The sequence below is a fragment of the Streptomyces diastatochromogenes genome, assembly GCF_002242805.1.
GTDB classification, from domain to species: Bacteria; Actinomycetota; Actinomycetes; order Streptomycetales; family Streptomycetaceae; genus Streptomyces; species Streptomyces diastatochromogenes.
The window spans coordinates 312,630-331,430 of sequence record NZ_MCGQ01000012.1; the positions used below are offsets into that span (position 1 = coordinate 312,630).

Here is an 18,801-nt window from a genome sequence, read left to right on the forward strand (position 1 = left end):
GAAACTCAGAGCCGCCCGGGCGGCCGGCCGCCCCGCGCACGAGCGATGCTGGTAGACGCGATGAACACCACCCGCTCCGGCCGCCCGGCCCTCACCCGACCCGACGGCACTCCGCTGCGCGTCCTCGTCGTCGACGACGACCCCGACCTCGCCGAGGTGCTCACCGGCGCCCTGCGCTACGAGGGCTGGGAGGTGCGCGCGGCCGGCGACGGCGCCGCCGCGGTCACCGCCGCGCGCGAGCTGCTGCCCGACGCCGTCGTCCTGGACGTGATGCTCCCGGACACCGACGGCTTCGCCGTGCTGCGCCGCCTGCACGAGGTGAAGCCGGACGTCTGTGTGCTCTTCCTCACCGCACGGGACGCGGTCGAGGACCGCATCGCCGGCATCACGGCGGGCGGCGACGACTACGTCACCAAGCCCTTCAGCCTGGAGGAGGTGGTCGCCCGGCTGCGCGGACTGCTGCGCCGCGCGGGCATGGCCCGCCAGCTGGAGGAGGGGCCCCGGCTGACCGTGGGCGACCTGGTCATGGACGAGGAGGCCCGCGAGGTGACCCGCAGCGGCGAGCTGATCGAACTCTCGCCGACCGAGTTCGAACTCCTCCGCTTCCTGATGCGCAACCCGCGCCGGGTGCTGAGCAAGGCGCAGATCCTCGACCGGGTCTGGTCCTACGACTTCGGCGGCCGGGCCCACGTCGTCGAGCTGTACATCTCCTACCTGCGCAAGAAGGTGGACGCGGGCCGCGAGCCCATGATCCACACGGTCCGTGGCGCGGGCTACGTCCTGAAGCCGGTGGCCCGGTGAGGTCCGTACGACGCCTGCCCCGCCCGCGCACCCTGCGCGCCCGTCTCACCGTCGGGCTGGTGGTGCTGCTCGCGGTGAGCTGCGCCGCCGTGGGACTGGCCGCGGTCGTCGAACTGAACGGCTTCCTCACCCAGCGCCTCGACGAACAGCTCACCCAGGTCGGCACCCGGTTCCCGGAGAGCCTGGAGCACCACGGCCGCATGCCCGACGATCACGACGGCGACGAGCACGGCGACACCCGCCGCCTGGCCACCGGCACCTTCGGCGCCCGGCTGCTGAACGGCGAGGTCACCAACATGGGCCTCATCCGCTCCGGCGACCCGTCCGCGGACCTGAGCGTGGACCTGACCGCCAGGGACCGGAAGCGGCTGGCCGCCGTCCCTGCCGACGGCAGGCCCCACACCGTCGACCTCTCCGCCCTGGACGACTACCGGGTCGTCGCCACCCCGGGCCGGGACAAGGACGTCCTGATCGTCGGCCTGCCGCTGGAGCCGGTCCAGGCCGCCGTCCACCGCCTGGAACTGGTGGCCGGCATCGTCTTCGGCCTGGCCCTGGTGGCGACCGGCGTGGCCGGGGCCGGCTGGGTCCGCTGGTCGCTGCGCCCGCTGAGCAGGGTGGCGGCGACCGCCACCCGGGTCAGCGAACTCCCGCTCGCCAGCGGCGAGGTGGCCCTGCCGCCCCGGGCCCCGGAACCCGACTCCCGCAGCGAGGTCGGCCGGGTGTCGGCCGCCTTCAACCGCATGCTGGGCCACGTCGAGGACGCCCTGACCAAGCGCCACGCCAGCGAGGAGCGGCTGCGCCGCTTCGCCGCCGACGCCAGCCATGAACTGCGCACCCCGGTCGCCTCGGTCCGCGGCCACGCCGAGCTGGCCCTCCTGCACCCGGGTCCGGTCCCACCGGAGGTGACCCGCGCCCTGGAGCGCATCGCCGCCGAGTCCTCCCGCATGGGCGACATGGTCGACGACCTGCTCCTGCTGGCCCGCCTCGACGCGGGCCGCCCGCTGGAGCGCCGCCCCGTCGACCTGACCCACCTGGTCCTGGACGCGGTGACGGACGCCCGGGCCGCGGGCCCCGAGCACCGCTGGACCCTGGACCTCCCGGAGGAACCGGTCACGGTCACGGGCGACACCCACCGTCTGCAACAGGTGCTGGCCAACCTGTTGGCCAACGCGCGTCTGCACACACCCGTGGGCACGAAGGTGACGGTGACCCTGGAGACCGAGGACGGCTCGGCCCGCCTCTCGGTCCACGACGACGGCCCCGGCGTCCCCGAGGACGTCCAGCCGGGCGTCTTCGAGCGCTTCACCCGCGCGGAACACCGCCGCCGCCAGGACGCCTCCGGCGGCGGAGCCGGCCTCGGCCTGTCCATCGTGGCGGCGGTCGTCGAGGCGCACGGCGGGAGCGTCGGGCTGGAGAGCGGGCCGGGGGCGACGACGTTCACCGTACGGCTGCCGTCGGGCGAGGTCAGTAACGGGTGATGGCCGTGGCGCCGTCCACGGTGCCGATCGCGATGTGCGGTTTCCTGCCGGGGTCAGCCCACTTCAGGATCCGCCGCATCGCGTCCTCGGGGACGGAGACACAGCCGGCCGTGGCCGCCTTCCCGTTGACGTGCAGGAAGATCCCGGCACCGCGTCCGCGCACCGGCCGGTCGTAGTTGAACCCGATGACCAGCCCGTACGCGTACTGCGTCCCGTAGTCGTTCAGCCGCTCGGACTCCGAGGCGCGGCAGTCGGCCGGCAGCGGATCCACCCAGCGGTTGTACGCGGTGGAGCCGACGTCCTCGCACCACCAGGAACTCGCCTTCACCGCCCGGTACGCGACCCGCGTCCCGCTCGGCGCCCCCTTGATCCCGAAGGCGAACGGAAGGCGGTACAGACCGGTCGGCGTGGTGTTCGTCCCCTGCTTCCGTGACTGCCCTTCCACCAGGCCCTTCGCCCCGAACCGCGCCGGAGCGGACCCGGCCTGCACCCACTGCCCGTCCCGCAGGTCCCACCAGGTGACCGTGCCGGAGGTCGAGCCGGTGCCCGGTGCCCGGGCGGTGATCAGCTGGGTGCCGCCCCCGGTGTCCGCCATCCGCGCGGGCAACGGCACCGGCCCCGGCCCGGGCGTGAAGCCGAGCAGGCAGAGGGACGCGGACACGAGGGCGACGACGACACCTGGGCGCATGGCTCAGACGGTAGAGGGCGGGAGCGGCAACGGCAGCCCGGGTAGGCCGTCCAGGCTCGTCGCGATGTGCTCCTTCTTGGTGAAGTAGGCGCTCAGCGACTCGTCGTTCTCGCGGGCGAACCGCTTGGCGTGCAGGTCGCGGTCCTCCTCGTAGGCCATGTGGGGGACGGCGTATCCACAGCTGTCCCGCACCAGTTCGGCGTGGACGACGATGACCGCGCGCAGGCCGTGCAGGTTCGGGTCGATGTCCGGGAAGCGGGCGAGCAGGTCCCGGAAGCGCGGGTCGTCCCGGAAGACCGCCTCGCCCCGGCCGTGCACCCGCACGATGTTCGGCGGGCCCTGGAAGGCGCACCACATGAGGGTGATCCGGCCGTTCTCCCGCAGATGCGCGATGGTCTCCGCGTTGGACCCGGCGAAGTCCAGGTAGGCCAGGGTGAGTTCGTCCAGCACCACGAACGAGCCCTTGAGGCCCTTGGGGGAGAGGTTGACCGTGCCGTCGCCGGCGAGCGGCGCGGTCGCGGTGAAGAAGATTGGCTGCTCCTCGATGAACGTCCGGAGCCTGCCGTCTATGCGCTCATAGGTCTTTCCCATGTCTAACGATTATTGAGGAAAGTCGTTCGCCCGTCTAAGGAATTACCGGATCCGCTCTGTTGGATCTGCTCGGCCGGATCCACCGCGGCCGCCCCGGCCGGCGCTGTCCCACGGGGCGGCCACGGCTGCCTGTCACCTCACTTGGTGAGCGTGCAGGCGGCCAGCGAGTCCAGGCCGGTCGGCTTGGCCGAGGTGCGGCCGATGGAGATGGCGATGCGGTCGATGGTGGAGACGCGCTTGTCCTTCAGCGGGCCGAGGATCGCGTTGTTGACGAAGTTGGGCCCGCCCTGTCCCACGGTGTTCTTCAGCCGCGTGTTGGCCTCCTGGATCTGGGTCTGGAGGAGGGCCAGGTTGCGGTCGACCTCGGCCTTCGCGGAGGCCGGGACGGCCGGCAGCTTGGAGGCCACGTCCGGGCAGGAGATCGTGCCCACCGCCGCGCTGCCACCCGCGGCGGCCCCACCGCCCGACTGCTGGTTCGCCGCGGTGCTCGGGGTGGCGGTGGCGGGCGCCTGGCCGCCGCCCGCGTTCGTGCCGCCGGCCCCGCCCGTGTTCGCGCCCCCGCCCGCGTTCAGGGTGCACGGCGCCAGCGCGTCCAGCCCCGTCGGCTTGGTCCCCTTGCGGCCGATGGAGATGGCGATGCGGTCGATGGTGGAGACGCGCTTGTCCTTGAGCGGGCCGAGGATCGCGTTGTTGACGAAGTTGGGCCCGCCCTGTCCCACGGTGTTCTTCAGCCGCGTGTTGGCCTCCTGGATCTGGGTCTGGAGGAGGGCCAGGTTGCGGTCGACCTCGGCCTGGGCGGAGGCCGGAATCGCGGGCAGCTTCGACTTCACGTCGGGGCAGGTGATCGTGCCGGGACTGGCGAGGGTGCGGGCGTCGGTGGCGCCGTTGCTCTTGGCGGGCGTCCCGGCGAGGGCCGAACCGGCGATCACCGCGCCGGAGAGCACCACTGCGGCAGCGCCGCCGATGATCGCCACGCGACGCTTGTTGTACTTCGGAAGTGCCCTGGACATGCGACTGCCTCACTTGGGTCAGGAGTGGGTTGTGATCAACGCGGCGCCAGCGTTCGGTGGGAAGTACGAGAAAGCGGTTTCAGTTGTTCAAGGGTTCCGAGAATTGACGAATCATGCATAGGTCTGCATACTCATGCATGTCAGCAAGTGCAGTGTGAGGAGAAACCCGTGACCGAGCGCGTCGTACTCGCCTATTCGGGCGGTCTGGACACCTCCGTCGCCATCGGCTGGATCGCCGAGGAAACGGGCGCCGAGGTCATCGCCGTCGCGGTGGACGTCGGCCAGGGCGGCGAGGACCTGGACGTCATCCGCAAGCGCGCCCTCGCCTGCGGTGCCGTCGAGGCCGAGGTCGCCGACGCCAAGGACGAGTTCGCCGACGAGTACTGCCTCCCGGCGATCAAGGCCAACGCCCTCTACATGGACCGCTACCCGCTGGTCTCCGCACTCTCCCGGCCGACGATCGTCAAGCACCTGGTCGCCGCCGCCCAGAAGCACGGCGCCACCACGGTCGCCCACGGCTGCACCGGCAAGGGCAACGACCAGGTCCGCTTCGAGGCCGGCATCGTCGCCCTCGCCCCCGACCTGAAGTGCATCGCCCCGGTCCGCGACTACGCGATGACCCGGGACAAGGCCATCGCCTTCTGCGAGGAGAAGCAGCTCCCGATCGCCACCACCAAGAAGTCCCCGTACTCCATCGACCAGAACGTCTTCGGGCGCGCGGTCGAGACGGGCTTCCTGGAGGACATCTGGAACGCCCCGATCGAGGACATCTACGAGTACACGCAGAACCCGGCCGTGGCGCGCGAGGCCGACGAGGTGATCATCACCTTCAAGGAGGGCGTCCCGGTCGCCATCGACGGCAAGCCCGTCACCGTCCTGCAGGCCATCCAGCAGCTCAACGAGCGCGCCGGCGCCCAGGGCATCGGCCGGATCGACATGGTCGAGGACCGGCTGGTCGGCATCAAGTCCCGTGAGGTCTACGAGGCTCCGGGCGCGATCGCCCTGATCACCGCCCACCAGGAGCTGGAGAGCGTCACCGTCGAGCGCGAGCTGGCCCGCTACAAGCGGCAGGTCGAGCAGCGCTGGGGCGAGCTGGTCTACGACGGCCAGTGGTTCTCCCCGCTCAAGCGCGCCCTGGAGGGCTTCATCAACGAGGCCAACCAGCACGTCTCCGGCGACATCCGGATGACCCTGCACGGCGGCCGCGCGGTCGTCACCGGCCGGCGCTCGGACTCGTCCCTGTACGACTTCAACCTCGCCACCTACGACACCGGCGACACCTTCGACCAGGCCGCGGCCAAGGGCTTCATCGACATCTACAGCCTGTCGTCGAAGATCGCCGCGCGCCGTGATCTTGCAGGCGGAGCCTGACGTAGACCTCGCGTAGCTACGGTTCGTAAACCCACACTTCTCTAGGAGCAGCGCAAGTGAGCAGCAACAGCGGTGACGTACGGCTCTGGGGCGGCCGTTTCGCCGACGGTCCCGCCGAGGCCCTGGCGAAGCTGTCCGCGTCCGTCCACTTCGACTGGCGGCTCGCGCCCTACGACATCGCCGGTTCACGCGCCCACGCGCGCGTGCTGCACAAGGCGGGGCTGCTCTCCGAGGACGAGCTGACCCGCATGATCGCCGGACTCGACCAACTGGAAGCGGACGTGGCCGACGGCTCCTTCGTCGGCACCATCGCCGACGAGGACGTCCACACCGCCCTGGAGCGGGGCCTGCTGGAGCGCCTCGGCCCGGACCTCGGCGGCAAGCTGCGCGCCGGCCGGTCGAGGAACGACCAGGTGGCGACCCTCTTCCGGATGTACCTGCGGGACCACGCCCGTATCGTCGGCGGCCTGATCGCCGACCTCCAGGACGCGCTGATCGGCCTCGCCGAGGCCCACCCGGACGTGGCCATGCCCGGCCGCACCCACCTCCAGCACGCCCAGCCGGTGCTCTTCGCCCACCATGTCCTGGCGCACGTCCAGTCCCTGTCCCGGGACGCCGAACGGCTGCGCCAGTGGGACGAGCGGACGGCCGTGTCGCCGTACGGCTCCGGCGCCCTCGCGGGCTCCTCCCTCGGCCTGGACCCGGAGGCGGTCGCCAAGGACCTCGGCTTCGAGCACGGCAGCGTCGGCAACTCCATCGACGGCACGGCCTCCCGTGACTTCGTCGCCGAGTTCGCCTTCATCACCGCGATGATCGGCGTCAACCTCTCCCGGATCTCCGAGGAGATCATCATCTGGAACACGAAGGAGTTCTCCTTCGTGACCCTGCACGACGCCTTCTCCACGGGCTCGTCGATCATGCCGCAGAAGAAGAACCCGGACATCGCCGAGCTGGCGCGCGGCAAGTCGGGCCGCCTGATCGGCAACCTGACCGGCCTCATGGCCACCCTCAAGGCCCTCCCGCTGGCGTACAACCGCGACCTGCAGGAGGACAAGGAGCCGGTCTTCGACTCCATCGACCAGCTGGAGGTCCTGCTCCCGGCCTTCACCGGCATGATGGCGACGCTCACGGTGCACCGCGAGCGCATGGAGGAGCTGGCCCCGGCCGGCTTCTCGCTCGCCACCGACATCGCCGAGTGGCTGGTCAAGCAGGGCGTGCCGTTCCGCGTGGCCCACGAGGTCGCGGGGGAGTGCGTGAAGGTCGCGGAGGCCGACGGCAAGGAGCTGGACGAGCTGACCGACGAGCAGTTCGCGAAGATCTCCGCCCACCTGACCCCCGAGGTCCGCACGGTCCTCAACGTCCCCGGTGCCCTCGCCTCCCGCGACGGCCGCGGCGGTACGGCACCCAGCGCGGTCGCCGTCCAGCTCACCGAGGTCAAGGCGGACGTGGCGGCCCAGCACGAGTGGGCGACGGCCAAGCAGGGCTGAGCACCCGCAGCAGAGCACGAAGGGCCCGGACACCCCGTCCGGGCCCTTCGTGCTGCCCGGACCGCTCGATAACAGATGGGATTCGGCCACTGTCCAAAACCTTGACGCTCGCCTACCCGGAGGTAACTATTCCGGTTACCGGTTCGGCATTGCCGAACGCCGGTCGATCACAGTCGAGCATGAAAGGGACGTCATGCGCGCGAGACGTACACGACGGACAGCCCGCCTCCTCGCCGTCACCGCGGTGGCCGCGCTCTGCGCTCTCGGCCTCACGGCCCCCGCGAGCGCAGCCGACACCCCGCCACCCGGCGCCAACGACTGGTCCTGCAAGCCGGACTCCGCTCACCCGCAGCCGGTGGTCCTGGTCAACGGCACCTTCAAGACCTCGTACGAGAACTGGCTGACCCTCTCGCCCGCGCTCGCGCAAGCCGGCTACTGCGTCTTCTCCTTCGAGTACGGCGATCTGGAGACCGCCCCGATCCCGGACTCCGCGGCCGAACTGCGCGACTTCGTGAACGCCGTGCTCGGCGCGACCGGCGCCAAGAAGGTCGACATCGTCGGCCACAGCCAGGGCGGCATGATGCCCCGCTACTACGTGAAGTTCCTCGGCGGCGCGACCAAGGTCGACGACCTCGTCGGCATCGTGCCCTCCAACCACGGCACCTCGAACCCGCTCGCCCTCGCGGCCGGCGCCACCGTGTGCCCGTCCTGCGTCGACCAGACCGCGGGCTCGGACTTCCTGAAGAAGCTCAACTCGGACCCCGAGACCCCGGTCGGCCCGGACTACACGGCGATCGCCACCCGCTACGACGAGGTCGTGCTGCCGTACACCAGCGCTTTCCTCGACGGCCCGGCCGCCCAGGTGACCAACGTGCTGCTCCAGGACCGCTGCCCGCTCGACATCACCGAACACGACCAGGCGCCCAAGTCCCCACTGGTGGAGCAGTGGGTGCTCAACGCCCTGGGGCGGAAGGGGCCGGCCGACCCCGCCTTCGTGCCGCGCTGCGTCAGCACGGGCTGAACCGCACCGGGCTGGGTAGATTGGTGCGGAATCAGCCTCCGCCGATCGTGCAGGGAGTTCGCATGCCGTTCAGCCGCCTGGCCGCCGCGACCACACCCACCGCGCACATCGGACTCGGCCTGGCCGCCGTCGGCCGTCCGGGCTACATCAACCTCGGCCGGGAGGACGACCTCCCGGCCGAGCGCACCGTGGACGCCCTGCGCGACCGCACCCATGACCTGCTCGACGCCGCCTACGCCCAGGGCGTGCGCTACTTCGACGTCGCCCGCTCCTACGGCCGCTCCGAGGAGTTCCTCGCCGACTGGCTGAACGCCCGCCCGGACATCGACGACGTGGTCGTCGGCAGCAAGTGGGGCTACACCTACACCGCGGGCTGGTCCACCGACGCCGAGCAGCACGAGGTGAAGGACCACAGCCTGGCGACGTACGAACGCCAGCGCGCCGAGACCGACGCGCTGCTCGGCGACCGGCTCGACCTCTACCAGATCCACTCGGTGACCCCGGACAGCCCGGCCCTCACCGACAAGGAACTCCACGCCAGACTCGCCGAGGCCGCGGCCGAGGGCCTGAGCGTCGGCTTCTCCACCAGCGGTCCCGCCCAGGCCGACGCGATCCGCGCCGCCCTCGCCGTGCGGGTCGAGGGCGAGCCCCTCTTCCGTACCGTCCAGTCGACGTACAACGCCCTCGAGACCTCGGCCGGGCCCGCGCTCGCCGAGGCGCACGACGCCGGACTGACCGTGATCATCAAGGAGGGCATGGCCAACGGCCGGCTCGCCGCACCGCACGCCCCGGACGTGCTGAAGGCCGTGGCCGAGGAGACCGACCTCGGCTGCGACGCCGTCGCCCTCGCGCTGATCCTGCGCCGGCCCTGGGTGGGTGTCGTCCTCTCCGGCGCCGCGACCGTCACCCAGCTCGCCTCCAACCTCCACGCCCCGGTCGTGGACCTGGACGTGGACCAGCTCACCCGCCTCGCCACGCTGGTGGAAGACCCGGACACCTACTGGGAGCGGCGCGGATCGCTGCCCTGGCACTGACCGATCACCTGCTCTGACCAGCGCCTATGAGTCACGCATGCCTAATGTGAGACAAGATTGTCTCACATGGGCTACTCTTGTCTCATGGCCCTGGATCGTGACCACGTGCTGCGCAGCGCAGCCGCCCTGCTGACCCGCAAGTCCACGGCGACCATGGACGAGGTCGCCAAGGCCGCCGGGATCAGCCGGGCCACGCTGCACCGTCACTTCGCCGGGCGCGACGCGCTCGTACGGGCGCTGGAGGCGCTCGGCATCGCGGAGTGCGAGGCGGCGCTGGACCGCGCCCGGCTGGACGAGGGGTCCGCGAGCGAAGCCGTCCGCAGGATGGTCCGCGAGATCCAGCCCGCAGCGGGGCTGCTCGCCTTCCTGTACGGAGAGAACCAGCTCTGGGAAGCCGACGGGGACCCCGGCTGGCTGCGGCTCGACACGCGGATCGGCGCGGTGTTCGTGCGCGGTCAGCAGAGCGGCGAGTTCCGCATCGATCTCACCCCGGTCTGGCTCACCGAGGCGCTGTACGGCCTCATCGCCTCGTGTGCCTGGGCCATGCACGACGGCCGGGTCGCCCCCAAGGACTTCACCCACATGATCGCCGAGCTGCTGCTCGGCGGCGCACTACGGAGAGAGGAATCATGACCAGCACCCTGCAGCCGGCTCGCTCGGCGGAGGTGGAGAAGCGCCCGGGCCGCTGGCTCGCGCTCTCCGTCCTCGTCCTGGCCGTGCTGCTGGTGGCCGTCGACGCCACCGTCCTCGGCCTCGCGACCCCCTACATCAGCGAAGACCTCAACCCCTCCGGCACCCAGCTCCTGTGGATCGGCGACGTCTACTCCTTCGTCATCGCCGGTCTGCTGGTCTCCATGGGCAGCCTCGGCGACCGCATCGGCCGCAAGCGGATCCTGCTGGTCGGCGCCACGGCGTTCGGCGCGATATCCGTCCTGAACGCCTACGCGACGACCCCCGAACTCATGATCCTGGCGCGGGCCCTGCTCGGCGTCGCCGGCGCGACCCTGATGCCCGCCACCCTCGCCCTGATCCGCAACCTCTTCCACGACGCGCGCGAGCGCAGCCTCGCCGTCGGCATCTGGGGCGCCACGGCCTCCGCCGGCACGGCGGTCGGCCCCATCGCCGGCGGGTTCCTGCTCGAACACTTCTGGTGGGGCTCGGTCTTCCTCATCAACCTGCCGGTGATGGCGGTCCTGGTCCTCGTCGGCATCCGCACCCTGCCCGAGTCCCGCAACCCGAACCCCGGCCCCTGGGACCTGATCAGCGTCGTCCTGTCGCTCGTCGGCATGATCGCCCTGGTCTACGCGGTCAAGGAGGCCGCCACCCACGGCTTCACCTGGCCCACGCTCGCCGCGGCCCTGCTGGGCGCGACGGCCCTCTACGGCTTCGTGCACCGCCAGCTCACCATGCCGACCCCGCTGCTGGACATGCGCCTGTTCCGGCGCCCCGGCTTCAGCGGAGCGGTCCTCGCCGACCTGCTGACCGTGCTGGGCATGTCCGGCCTGGTGTTCTTCCTCTCCCAGTACCTGCAACTCGTCCAGGGCAGGAGCCCCTTCGAGGCGGGTCTGGCCGAACTGCCCGCCGCTGTCGGCGCGGTGGCGGCCGGCCTGGTCGCGGGCCGCGCGGCCCGCCGCTTCTCGGTACGGTCCGTGGTCTCGGTCGGTCTGGCCGCCGTGGGCGTCGCCCTCGCCGTCCTCACGACGGTGGGCCGGTCGACGGGCTACCCGGTCCTCGGGGCCGCGCTCCTGGTCGTCGGCATCGGCGCCGGCTTCTCCTTCACGGTGACGGCCGACGTGATCCTCTCCAGCGTGCCCAAGGACCAGGCGGGCGCCGCCTCCGCGGTCTCCGAGACGGCCTACGAACTGGGCGCGGCCCTCGGCATCGCCCTGCTCGGCTCGATCGTCACCGGCGTCTACCGCGACTTCACGGGCCCGACCGGAACCCCGGCAGCGGCCCACGAGTCACTGGGAGCGGCGGTACAGGCCTCGACGAACATGCCCCCGCACACGGCGGAGACCCTGCTCACAGCGGCCCGCGAATCCTTCGTCCACGGCCTGCAGCTGGCCTCCGGCGCAGGAGCAGCGGTCCTGCTGTCAACGGCAGCGGCAGCATGGTTTTTGCTGAAGGGGCAGAAACTGGAAAGCGCCGGTTAAGGCGAGTACCTCAGGGGCGCGGGGAACTGCGCGATCAGCCCCCACGCACCCGCACTCGAAAACCTGCCGAACCGCCAGCGGCGCTACGCCGCCTTGGCCTTGGTCGCGTACATATCCACGTACTCCTGACCAGAAAGCCGCATAACCTCAGCCATCACAGAATCGGTCACAGCCCGCAGCACATACCGATCCCGGTCCATCCCCTCGTACCGAGAGAACTCCATCGCCTCACCGAAGCGAACGGTGACCTTCCCGGGCCGCGGAATTCCGTTACCCCCCGGCTGCAACTTGTCCGTGCCGATCATCGCGAACGGAACCACCGGCGCACCGGTCATCAGCGTCAGTCGCGCGATACCGGTGCGCCCCCGGTACAGCCGCCCGTCGGGCGACCGCGTGCCCTCGGGGTAGATGCCGAACACCTTGCCCTCTTCGAGGATCCGCCGTCCGGTCATCAGCGCGGCAACGCCTCCGTTGGCCCCGTCCCGGTCCACCGGGATCATGCCGACGCCGGTGAAGAACCAGGCCATCAGCCGGCCCTTGAAGCTCTTGCCGGTGACGTACTCGTCCTTGCCGATGAAGTACACCTGCCGCTTGGTGACCAGCGGCAGCACCAGCGAGTCGATGAAGGTCAGGTGGTTGCCGGCCAGGATGACCGGCCCGTCCCCGGGGATGTGCTCCGCGCCCTCCACCTGTGGGCGGAACATCAGGCGCATGATCGGTCCGAGCACTGCCTTGATGAGCGCGAAGCGGGACAACGGGTCCTCCGATGTCGAGGGAAGCGATATGTGTCTGTGCAGGTGAGGACATTACTCGCGGCTCCGGGGGATGCGCACATCGGGTGTGGCCGGTTCACCGAGGTCTTACGCAATGTTGACACTGGTTTACCTGCGGTGACGTCCCGGTGTCCGTCAGTGACGTACGGCGACAGTGTGACGGAGGTCGCGCCGTACGCGTGCGGCCGACGCCGACGGTCCGTCATGTCCCGCCTCCCACACGACAGACGGCGTCACCCGTGTGTTCGAACCGAGGTCTCCCGTCGGTCACGTGTACGCCCCTACGATCGGCGCGCACTGAAGCGGCAGGACGGCAGGAGGGGCGCTCATGGACAGCGACCAGACGAACGGGCAGACGCAGGGAACGGGACGGCGGGCGCTTCTCGGCGCAGCGGTGCTCGGTGCGGGCGGAGCGGTCCTCGGACTGTCCGGAACCGCCAGGGCGGCCGACACCCGGACGGCCGGGTACGGCGGGCACGGGCTGAAGAGCCTGCCGGTGCCGACGATCATCGGCCACCGGGGTGCCAGCGGCTACCGCCCCGAGCACACGTTCGGCTCGTACAACCTGGCCCTCGACCTCGGCGCCGACGTCGTCGAGGCGGGCGACCTCGTGCCCACCAAGGACGGACACCTCGTCTGCCGGCACGAGCCCGAGATCGGCGGTACCACGGACGTCGCCTCGCATCCCGAGTTCGCCGACCGCAAGACCACCAAGGTCCTCGACGGCGTCCCCACCACTGGCTGGTTCACCGAGGACTTCACCCTCGCCGAGCTGAAGACGCTGCGCGCGGTCGAGCGCATCCCGGCCAACCGCCCGCACAACACCCTCTACAACGGACGCTGGGAGATCCCCACGTTCGAAGAGGTCCTGAAGTGGCAGGACGAGCAGACCCGCAAGCGCGGCAAGCAGGTCTGGATCTACCCCGAGACCAAGCACCCCACCTACTTCCGCAAGCTGGGCCTGGGCCTGGAGGAGCGGGTGGCGAAGCTGCTGCGCAAGTACGGCAAGGACAACCGGAACTCGCCGGTCATCCTGCAGTCCTTCGAGCCCAGCAGCATCCAGAAGCTGAACCAGCTGGTGGACAACCCGCTCGTCGTCCTGCTCTCCTCGGCGAGCAGCCGCCCCTACGACTTCGTCGAGGCGGGCGACCCGCGCACGGTGGCCGACCTGATCACGCCCAAGGGCCTCAGGGAGATCGCCGGCTACGCGCAGGGCATCGGCCCGACGCTGGACCTGATCATCCCGAAGAACGCCGACGGGACCTTGGCCCAGCCGACCACGCTCGTCCCCGACGCGCACAAGGTGGGTCTGATCCTGCACCCCTACACCATGCGCAACGAGAACCCGTTCCTCCCGGCGGAGTACCGCAAGGGCAGCGCGGCGGACGCCTACGGTGACGTCTTCGGCGCCTTCAAGACGTACTTCGCGACCGGCATCGACGGCGTCTTCACGGACAACGCCGACACCAGTGTGCTGGCCCGCGCCGACTTCCTGGCCGGCTGAGCCGCGCCGCCCGCGTCAACACCAAGGTCGTACCGCACCCCTTTAGGGGTGACTCCGCGCCGCCCCGGAAACCTGCCGCCGGGGCGGCGCGTCGTTCCGCATATGACGCACGAGCTGGTAACCACCCTGCGCCCGCTGCTCACCGCCGAGGCCTCCGCCGAGGCATATGCCGCCGGAAGCGAGCCGGGCGATCTGGAGCAGGCCGTCTGGCTCCGTCTCCTGGAGCGTCTGGAGACCACCGGGCCGCCGCACGACCCGCAGGGCTGGCTGCGCAAGGCCGTCCGCGCCGAGGCCCGCCGCAGCCGTCGCACCACCCGGCTCGAACAGCCGTACAGCGCCGAGCCGGCCGACGACACCCGCTCCGACCCCGAGCACCTGGTGCTCACGGCCGCCCGGTACCGCGCCCTGCGCGACGCGGTCCGCCGTCTGCCTGGACGCTGCCCCAGCCTGATCGAGGCGCTGCTCTCTCCGAGGGACCTGACATACCGGGAGATCGCGGGGGAGTTGGGTATCTCACAGGGCAGTCTCGGACCGGAACGTTCCAGATGTCTGGGATGTCTGCGTCGTTTGCTCGCGCCGGAGGTTGCGGCCCGCGAAGTGCGGGGATAGGAGTGAGGGACCACAGGCGATCAGGTGAGCGGGAGGCGTGCGCACATGGGCATGAGCGTGACCATCTCGGTGGCGACCGAGCAGGACACGGAGCAGATCTTCAAGCTCCAGTACCTGTGCTTCCAGAGTGAGGCGGCGCTGTACGGCAACTACCGCATCGACCCGCTCGTCCAGAGTCTCGACTCGGTCCGCGAGGAGGTCGCCGCCGACTGTGTGTTCGTCGCCCGTCTCGGTGACGAGGTGGTCGGCGCGGTGCGCGGCAAGGTCACCGAGGACGGTGCCGCCGCCATCGGCAAGCTCTGCGTCCACCCGCGCCTCCAGGGCCACGGCATCGGCGCGAGGCTGCTGCGCGCGGCCGAAGCGGCACTGGTGGAGGAGCGGGGCGCCACCAGGTTCCGCCTCCACACCGGCCACCGCAGCGAGGGCAACCTCCGCCTGTACCGCCGCTCCGGCTACGAGACGGTGGGCAGGTCCAAGGGCGCGGACGGCGTGGAGATGATCGTCCTGGAGAAGCCGGCCGGGACGTACGCGACTACGGCGTGACGGTGTTCCGCGCCTTCCTCAGCCAGTACATGGCCGAGAGCGGCAGCAGCACCGGAATGAAGATGTAGCCCATCCCGTAGTCCGACCACACGGTCGCGTCGGGGAAGGCCGAGCGGTCCACCAGGGTCCAGGTACCCACGATCAGCACGCCCGCGAGTTCGGCGGCGCAGCACACCAGCGCCGCCCTGCGGGCCGTTTCGCCGCCCCGGATCAACGTGTACGTGATGAACCCGTACACAAGACCGGCCACCGCCGACAACGAATAGGCGAGCGGCGCCCGCTGAAAGTCCGTCGCGATCTGGTACGCCGAGCGCGACACCGCCCCGACCACCATCACGCCGTAGAACCAGACGAGCAGCATCCCCGGCCCGCTGATCAGCCGGGTCGGCTTCTCCTCCACCGCCGTCATCTCAGCCTCCCCAGATGTCGTAGAGCCGTACCTCGAGCACGGCCAGCACCACGCCGCCCGCCGCCACCGTCACCGAGCCCCAGCGCGTCCGCTCGGCCAGGGACATGAAGCCCGCCGCCGGCACGCACGCGAACGCGCCCAGCAGATACGCCACGAAGATGGTCGTGCCCTGGTCCGGCTTCTCGCCCCGGGCCAGCTGGACGATCCCGACCACCAGCTGGACCACGGCCAGCAGCGACACCACGGCCATGCCGATGAAGTGCCAGTCCTTGGTCGGCTGGTCCCGGTACGCGGCCCAGCCGCACCAGGCGGCGAGCAGCAGCGCGGCGACCCCGGTCACCAGCGTCAGGGCATTGAGCATGCGGTGACCTTATTACGGCGTAAACGGCCCGCCGCCGCCGACCCCGTCGTACACCATGGGGTCTAGACCACCGTAGGGTCTGGGTCATGACGATCCACGCGCACGCCCTCCTGTTCGACAACGACGGCACCCTCGTCTCCTCCCTCGACTCCGTCGAGCGCTGCTGGACGCGCTGGGCGCGCGAGTACGGGATCACGGCCGAGGAGTTCGGGCGGGTGGAGCTGCACGGACGGCCGGCCGCCGAGATAGTCGCCGATCTGCTGCCCGCCCACCTCGTGCCGGAGGCCGTCGCCCGGGTCGAACAGCTGGAGGTGGAGGACGTACCCGACGGGGGCGTGCACCTGCTGCCCGGGACGCGGGACTTCCTCGACTCGCTCCCCGCCGACCGCTGGGCCGTCGTCACCTCCGCCACCCGGCGGCTCGCCGAGGCCCGCCTCGACGCCGTCGGCATCCTGCCCAAGACGCTGATCGCCTCCGACGACATCACCCGCGGCAAGCCCGACCCCGAGCCCTACCTGCTCGCCGCCCGGCAGCTCGGCGTGGACCCGGCCCGCTGTGTCGTCTTCGAGGACGCCCCCGCCGGACTCCAGGCGGGCCGCGCGGCCGGCATGACCACCGTGGCGTTGGCCACAACCCACCGGGCCGAGGAGCTGGACGCCGACCTGGTGGTGAAGGACCTGTCGGCCCTGTCCGCACTGGTCACCGACGGGGGAGTGGAGATCTCCGTTCGCGACTGAGAACTGTCCGCCGCTGTCCAGCATCCGGACAGCGGCGGCCTGTCAGCACCGTAGGTCTGGTTTACTGATCGCATGACCACGACGAGCTGCCGCACCCTTGCGACCGAGGCGACCCTGACGCCCGGTGCTCGTTGTATGTGTCGCATGATGTGCCGAATGTGCGCCTTCTAGAGGGCCCCCGCACCATCTGAGCCTCGCGCCCCGAAGCGAGAGCCGTGGCCTGTCCCGCGCCGGATCCCCGGCCCGCGTGACTGCCGCCCCGCGCACACGACGTTCTCCCCGGTTCACCGCCTCAGCGAGAACTGTGCCGCGTCCCTGAACGAATGCAACGAATGCACCCGTGCCCGGGCACACCCACGCCCGCGCACTCGACAGTGACGGAAACCCCAGTGATCACCACTTCGGGCCTGACGAAAATTTACCGGGCTCACCGCTCCCACGGCCGCGAGGTCACCGCCCTCGACGGCGTCGATCTCCACGTCCGCGAAGGCGAGGTCTACGGCGTCATCGGCCAGTCCGGCGCCGGAAAGTCCTCGCTCATCCGCTGCGTCAACCTGCTCGAGCGTCCGACCTCCGGGACGGTCAGTGTCGACGGGCAGGACCTCACCGCGCTCGCCGGACACGGCCCCCGCGCCGGCAAGGAACTGCGCCGGGCGCGCAGCCGGATCGGCATGGTCTTCCAGCACTTCAACCTGCTCTCCTCGCGGACCGTGCAGGACAACATCGAGCTGCCGCTGGAGATCCTCGGCAAGTCGGGCAAGGAGCGCTCCCGCAAGGCGCTCGAACTCCTCGACCTGGTCGGCCTCGCCGACAAGGCCAAGGCCTACCCCGCCCAGCTCTCCGGCGGTCAGAAGCAGCGCGTCGGCATCGCCCGCGCCCTCGCCGGCGACCCCAAGGTGCTGCTCTCCGACGAGGCCACCAGCGCCCTCGACCCGGAGACCACCCGCTCCATCCTCCAGCTGCTGCGCGACCTGAACCGGCAGCTGGGCCTGACCGTCCTGCTCATCACGCACGAGATGGACGTCGTGAAGTCCGTCTGCGACTCCGCCGCCCTCATGGAGCAGGGCAGGATCGTGGAGTCCGGCACGGTCAGCGAGCTGCTGGCCACCCCCGGCTCCGAGCTGGCCTCCGCCCTGTTCCCGGTGGGCGGCGAGGCCACCGGCGCCGACCGGACCGTCCTCGACGTCACCTTCCACGGCGAGGCCGCCACCCAGCCGGTCATCTCCCAGCTCTCGCGCACCTACAACATCGACATCTCGATCCTCGGCGCCGCCATGGACACCGTCGGCGGTCTCCAGATCGGCCGCATGCGCATCGAACTGCCCGGCCGCTACGAGGAGAACGTGGTGCCCATCGGCTTCCTGCGCGAGCAGGGCCTGCAGATCGACGTCGTCGACCACACGGCCCAGGAGCCCGTGCTGGTGAAGGAAGGTGCCAAGTGACCTGGTCCGAGATGCAGCCGCTGCTGTCCCAGGCGTGTAGCGAGACGTTCTCCATGGTGGCCTGGTCCACCCTGATCGCCGTCGCCGCCGGCCTTCCCCTCGGCATCCTCCTCGTCCTCACCGACCGGGGCGGCCTGCTGCAGAACGTCGTCGCCAACAAGGTGATCGGGCAGGTCGTGAACGTCGGCCGGTCGATGCCGTTCATCATCCTGATGGTCGCGCTGATGAGCTTCACCCGCTGGCTCACCGGGACGACGATCGGCACCACCGCCGCCATCGTGCCGCTCGCCATCGGCGGTATCCCGTTCTTCGCCCGCCTGGTCGAGACGGCCGTCCGCGAAGTGGACAACGGTCTCGTCGAGGCCGTGCAGGCCATGGGCGGCAACTCCTGGACCATCGTTCGCAAGGTCCTGGTCCCCGAGGCGCTGCCCTCGCTGATCGCCAGCACGACCACCACGATCATCGCCCTGATCGGCTACTCCGCCATGGCCGGCACGGTCGGCGGCGGCGGCCTCGGCGACCTCGCCGTCCGCTACGGCTACCAGCGCTTCGAGACCGAGCTGATGTGGATCACCGTCGCGATCCTCGCCGTCGTCATCTCCCTCATCCAGTTCGCCGGCGACTACGCGGCCCGCTCCCTGCACCACCGCGGCGCCCGCTCCGGCCCCGCTCCCAAGCTGCGCCTGCTGAAGGCCGAGGAGCCCGAGGCCGCCGACATCGCCAAGGTCGCCTGAGCACCCCGGCGCCTGAGCACCCCACCCCAAAGACCCCCCGTACACCCATCACGGG

20 protein-coding genes are annotated in these 18,801 nt (G+C 70.6%); 14 read left to right on the plus strand and 6 right to left on the minus strand.

What is annotated here, in order from left to right:
* Positions 1 to 60 precede the first annotated feature (60 nt).
* Both BEK98_RS14465 and BEK98_RS14470 read left to right on the plus strand, forming a co-directional pair.
* Positions 61 to 801 (plus strand): response regulator transcription factor, encoded by a 741-nt coding sequence (locus BEK98_RS14465; protein WP_094216954.1) that lies wholly within the window; start codon positions 61 to 63, stop codon positions 799 to 801.
* Complete coding sequence (locus tag BEK98_RS14470) at positions 798 to 2,279, plus strand: sensor histidine kinase (RefSeq protein ID WP_094216902.1); 1,482 nt, start codon at positions 798 to 800, stop codon at positions 2,277 to 2,279. Before BEK98_RS14465 ends, BEK98_RS14470 begins: the two co-directional genes overlap by 4 nt.
* On the opposite strand, the gene BEK98_RS14475 is transcribed toward BEK98_RS14470, so the two are convergent.
* The 3 genes from BEK98_RS14475 to BEK98_RS14485 form a co-directional block, all read right to left on the minus strand.
* Positions 2,266 to 2,967, minus strand: coding sequence for a L,D-transpeptidase family protein (locus BEK98_RS14475; protein WP_094216903.1), 702 nt, complete (start codon positions 2,965 to 2,967; stop codon positions 2,266 to 2,268). The two genes, BEK98_RS14470 and BEK98_RS14475, sit on opposite strands and share 14 nt — an antisense overlap.
* A gap of 3 nt (positions 2,968 to 2,970) precedes the next feature.
* A complete protein-coding gene (locus BEK98_RS14480; RefSeq protein ID WP_094216904.1) occupies positions 2,971 to 3,558 on the minus strand; it encodes a pyridoxamine 5'-phosphate oxidase family protein in 588 nt (195 codons plus the stop codon).
* 137 nt (positions 3,559 to 3,695) lie between these two features.
* Positions 3,696 to 4,568 carry a hypothetical protein gene (locus tag BEK98_RS14485; protein ID WP_208643105.1) on the minus strand — a complete coding sequence of 291 codons (873 nt, stop codon included), beginning with the start codon at positions 4,566 to 4,568 and terminating at the stop codon, positions 3,696 to 3,698.
* Between the two features lie 168 nt (positions 4,569 to 4,736).
* Here BEK98_RS14485 and BEK98_RS14490 point away from each other — a divergent pair, with 168 nt between their 5' ends.
* From BEK98_RS14490 to BEK98_RS14515, 6 genes are all read left to right on the plus strand, one after another.
* On the plus strand, positions 4,737 to 5,939 hold the full coding sequence (locus tag BEK98_RS14490) for an argininosuccinate synthase (RefSeq protein ID WP_094216905.1): 1,203 nt from the start codon (positions 4,737 to 4,739) through the stop codon (positions 5,937 to 5,939).
* Between the two features lie 56 nt (positions 5,940 to 5,995).
* Complete coding sequence (gene argH, locus BEK98_RS14495; RefSeq protein WP_094216906.1) at positions 5,996 to 7,426, plus strand: argininosuccinate lyase; 1,431 nt, start codon at positions 5,996 to 5,998, stop codon at positions 7,424 to 7,426.
* A 193-nt stretch (positions 7,427 to 7,619) separates the two neighbouring features.
* Positions 7,620 to 8,447: an alpha/beta fold hydrolase gene (locus tag BEK98_RS14500; protein WP_094216907.1), complete on the plus strand. Its 828-nt coding sequence runs from the start codon at positions 7,620 to 7,622 to the stop codon at positions 8,445 to 8,447.
* A 62-nt stretch (positions 8,448 to 8,509) separates the two neighbouring features.
* Positions 8,510 to 9,481, plus strand: coding sequence for an aldo/keto reductase (locus BEK98_RS14505; protein ID WP_094216908.1), 972 nt, complete (start codon positions 8,510 to 8,512; stop codon positions 9,479 to 9,481).
* Between the two features lie 84 nt (positions 9,482 to 9,565).
* Complete coding sequence (locus tag BEK98_RS14510; protein ID WP_094216909.1) at positions 9,566 to 10,114, plus strand: TetR/AcrR family transcriptional regulator; 549 nt, start codon at positions 9,566 to 9,568, stop codon at positions 10,112 to 10,114.
* Positions 10,111 to 11,634, plus strand: a complete 1,524-nt coding sequence (locus tag BEK98_RS14515) for an MFS transporter (protein ID WP_094216910.1) — start codon at positions 10,111 to 10,113, stop codon at positions 11,632 to 11,634. The genes BEK98_RS14510 and BEK98_RS14515 overlap by 4 nt, the downstream gene beginning before the upstream one ends.
* Before the next feature lie 83 nt (positions 11,635 to 11,717).
* Here BEK98_RS14515 and BEK98_RS14520 read toward each other — a convergent pair whose 3' ends face one another.
* Positions 11,718 to 12,389, minus strand: a complete 672-nt coding sequence (locus tag BEK98_RS14520; protein WP_094216911.1) for a lysophospholipid acyltransferase family protein — start codon at positions 12,387 to 12,389, stop codon at positions 11,718 to 11,720.
* Positions 12,390 to 12,735: 346 nt separating this feature from the next.
* On the opposite strand from BEK98_RS14520, the gene BEK98_RS14525 reads away from it, so the two are divergent.
* From BEK98_RS14525 to BEK98_RS14535, 3 genes are all read left to right on the plus strand, one after another.
* Positions 12,736 to 13,911: a glycerophosphodiester phosphodiesterase gene (locus tag BEK98_RS14525; RefSeq protein WP_094216912.1), complete on the plus strand. Its 1,176-nt coding sequence runs from the start codon at positions 12,736 to 12,738 to the stop codon at positions 13,909 to 13,911.
* Positions 13,912 to 14,013: 102 nt separating this feature from the next.
* Entirely contained in the window at positions 14,014 to 14,520 is a 507-nt protein-coding gene (locus BEK98_RS14530; protein ID WP_094216913.1) for an RNA polymerase sigma factor, read from the plus strand.
* 45 nt (positions 14,521 to 14,565) lie between these two features.
* Entirely contained in the window at positions 14,566 to 15,063 is a 498-nt protein-coding gene (locus BEK98_RS14535) for a GNAT family N-acetyltransferase (protein WP_094216914.1), read from the plus strand.
* On the opposite strand, the gene BEK98_RS14540 is transcribed toward BEK98_RS14535, so the two are convergent.
* Positions 15,053 to 15,472 (minus strand): hypothetical protein, encoded by a 420-nt coding sequence (locus BEK98_RS14540; protein WP_094216915.1) that lies wholly within the window; start codon positions 15,470 to 15,472, stop codon positions 15,053 to 15,055. The two genes, BEK98_RS14535 and BEK98_RS14540, sit on opposite strands and share 11 nt — an antisense overlap.
* A gap of 1 nt (position 15,473) precedes the next feature.
* The gene (locus BEK98_RS14545; RefSeq protein ID WP_094216916.1) at positions 15,474 to 15,833 is read right to left on the minus strand and encodes a hypothetical protein; all 360 of its coding nucleotides are present in this window, start codon (positions 15,831 to 15,833) and stop codon (positions 15,474 to 15,476) included.
* Between the two features lie 86 nt (positions 15,834 to 15,919).
* On the opposite strand from BEK98_RS14545, the gene BEK98_RS14550 reads away from it, so the two are divergent.
* The 3 genes from BEK98_RS14550 (at position 15,920) to BEK98_RS14560 (ending at position 18,746) form a co-directional block, all read left to right on the plus strand.
* The gene (locus tag BEK98_RS14550; RefSeq protein WP_094216917.1) at positions 15,920 to 16,570 is read left to right on the plus strand and encodes an HAD family hydrolase; all 651 of its coding nucleotides are present in this window, start codon (positions 15,920 to 15,922) and stop codon (positions 16,568 to 16,570) included.
* 389 nt (positions 16,571 to 16,959) lie between these two features.
* Positions 16,960 to 18,012: a methionine ABC transporter ATP-binding protein gene (locus BEK98_RS14555; RefSeq protein ID WP_167444160.1), complete on the plus strand. Its 1,053-nt coding sequence runs from the start codon at positions 16,960 to 16,962 to the stop codon at positions 18,010 to 18,012.
* Positions 18,009 to 18,746: a methionine ABC transporter permease gene (locus BEK98_RS14560; protein WP_167444161.1), complete on the plus strand. Its 738-nt coding sequence runs from the start codon at positions 18,009 to 18,011 to the stop codon at positions 18,744 to 18,746. Before BEK98_RS14555 ends, BEK98_RS14560 begins: the two co-directional genes overlap by 4 nt.
* Positions 18,747 to 18,801 lie beyond the last annotated feature (55 nt).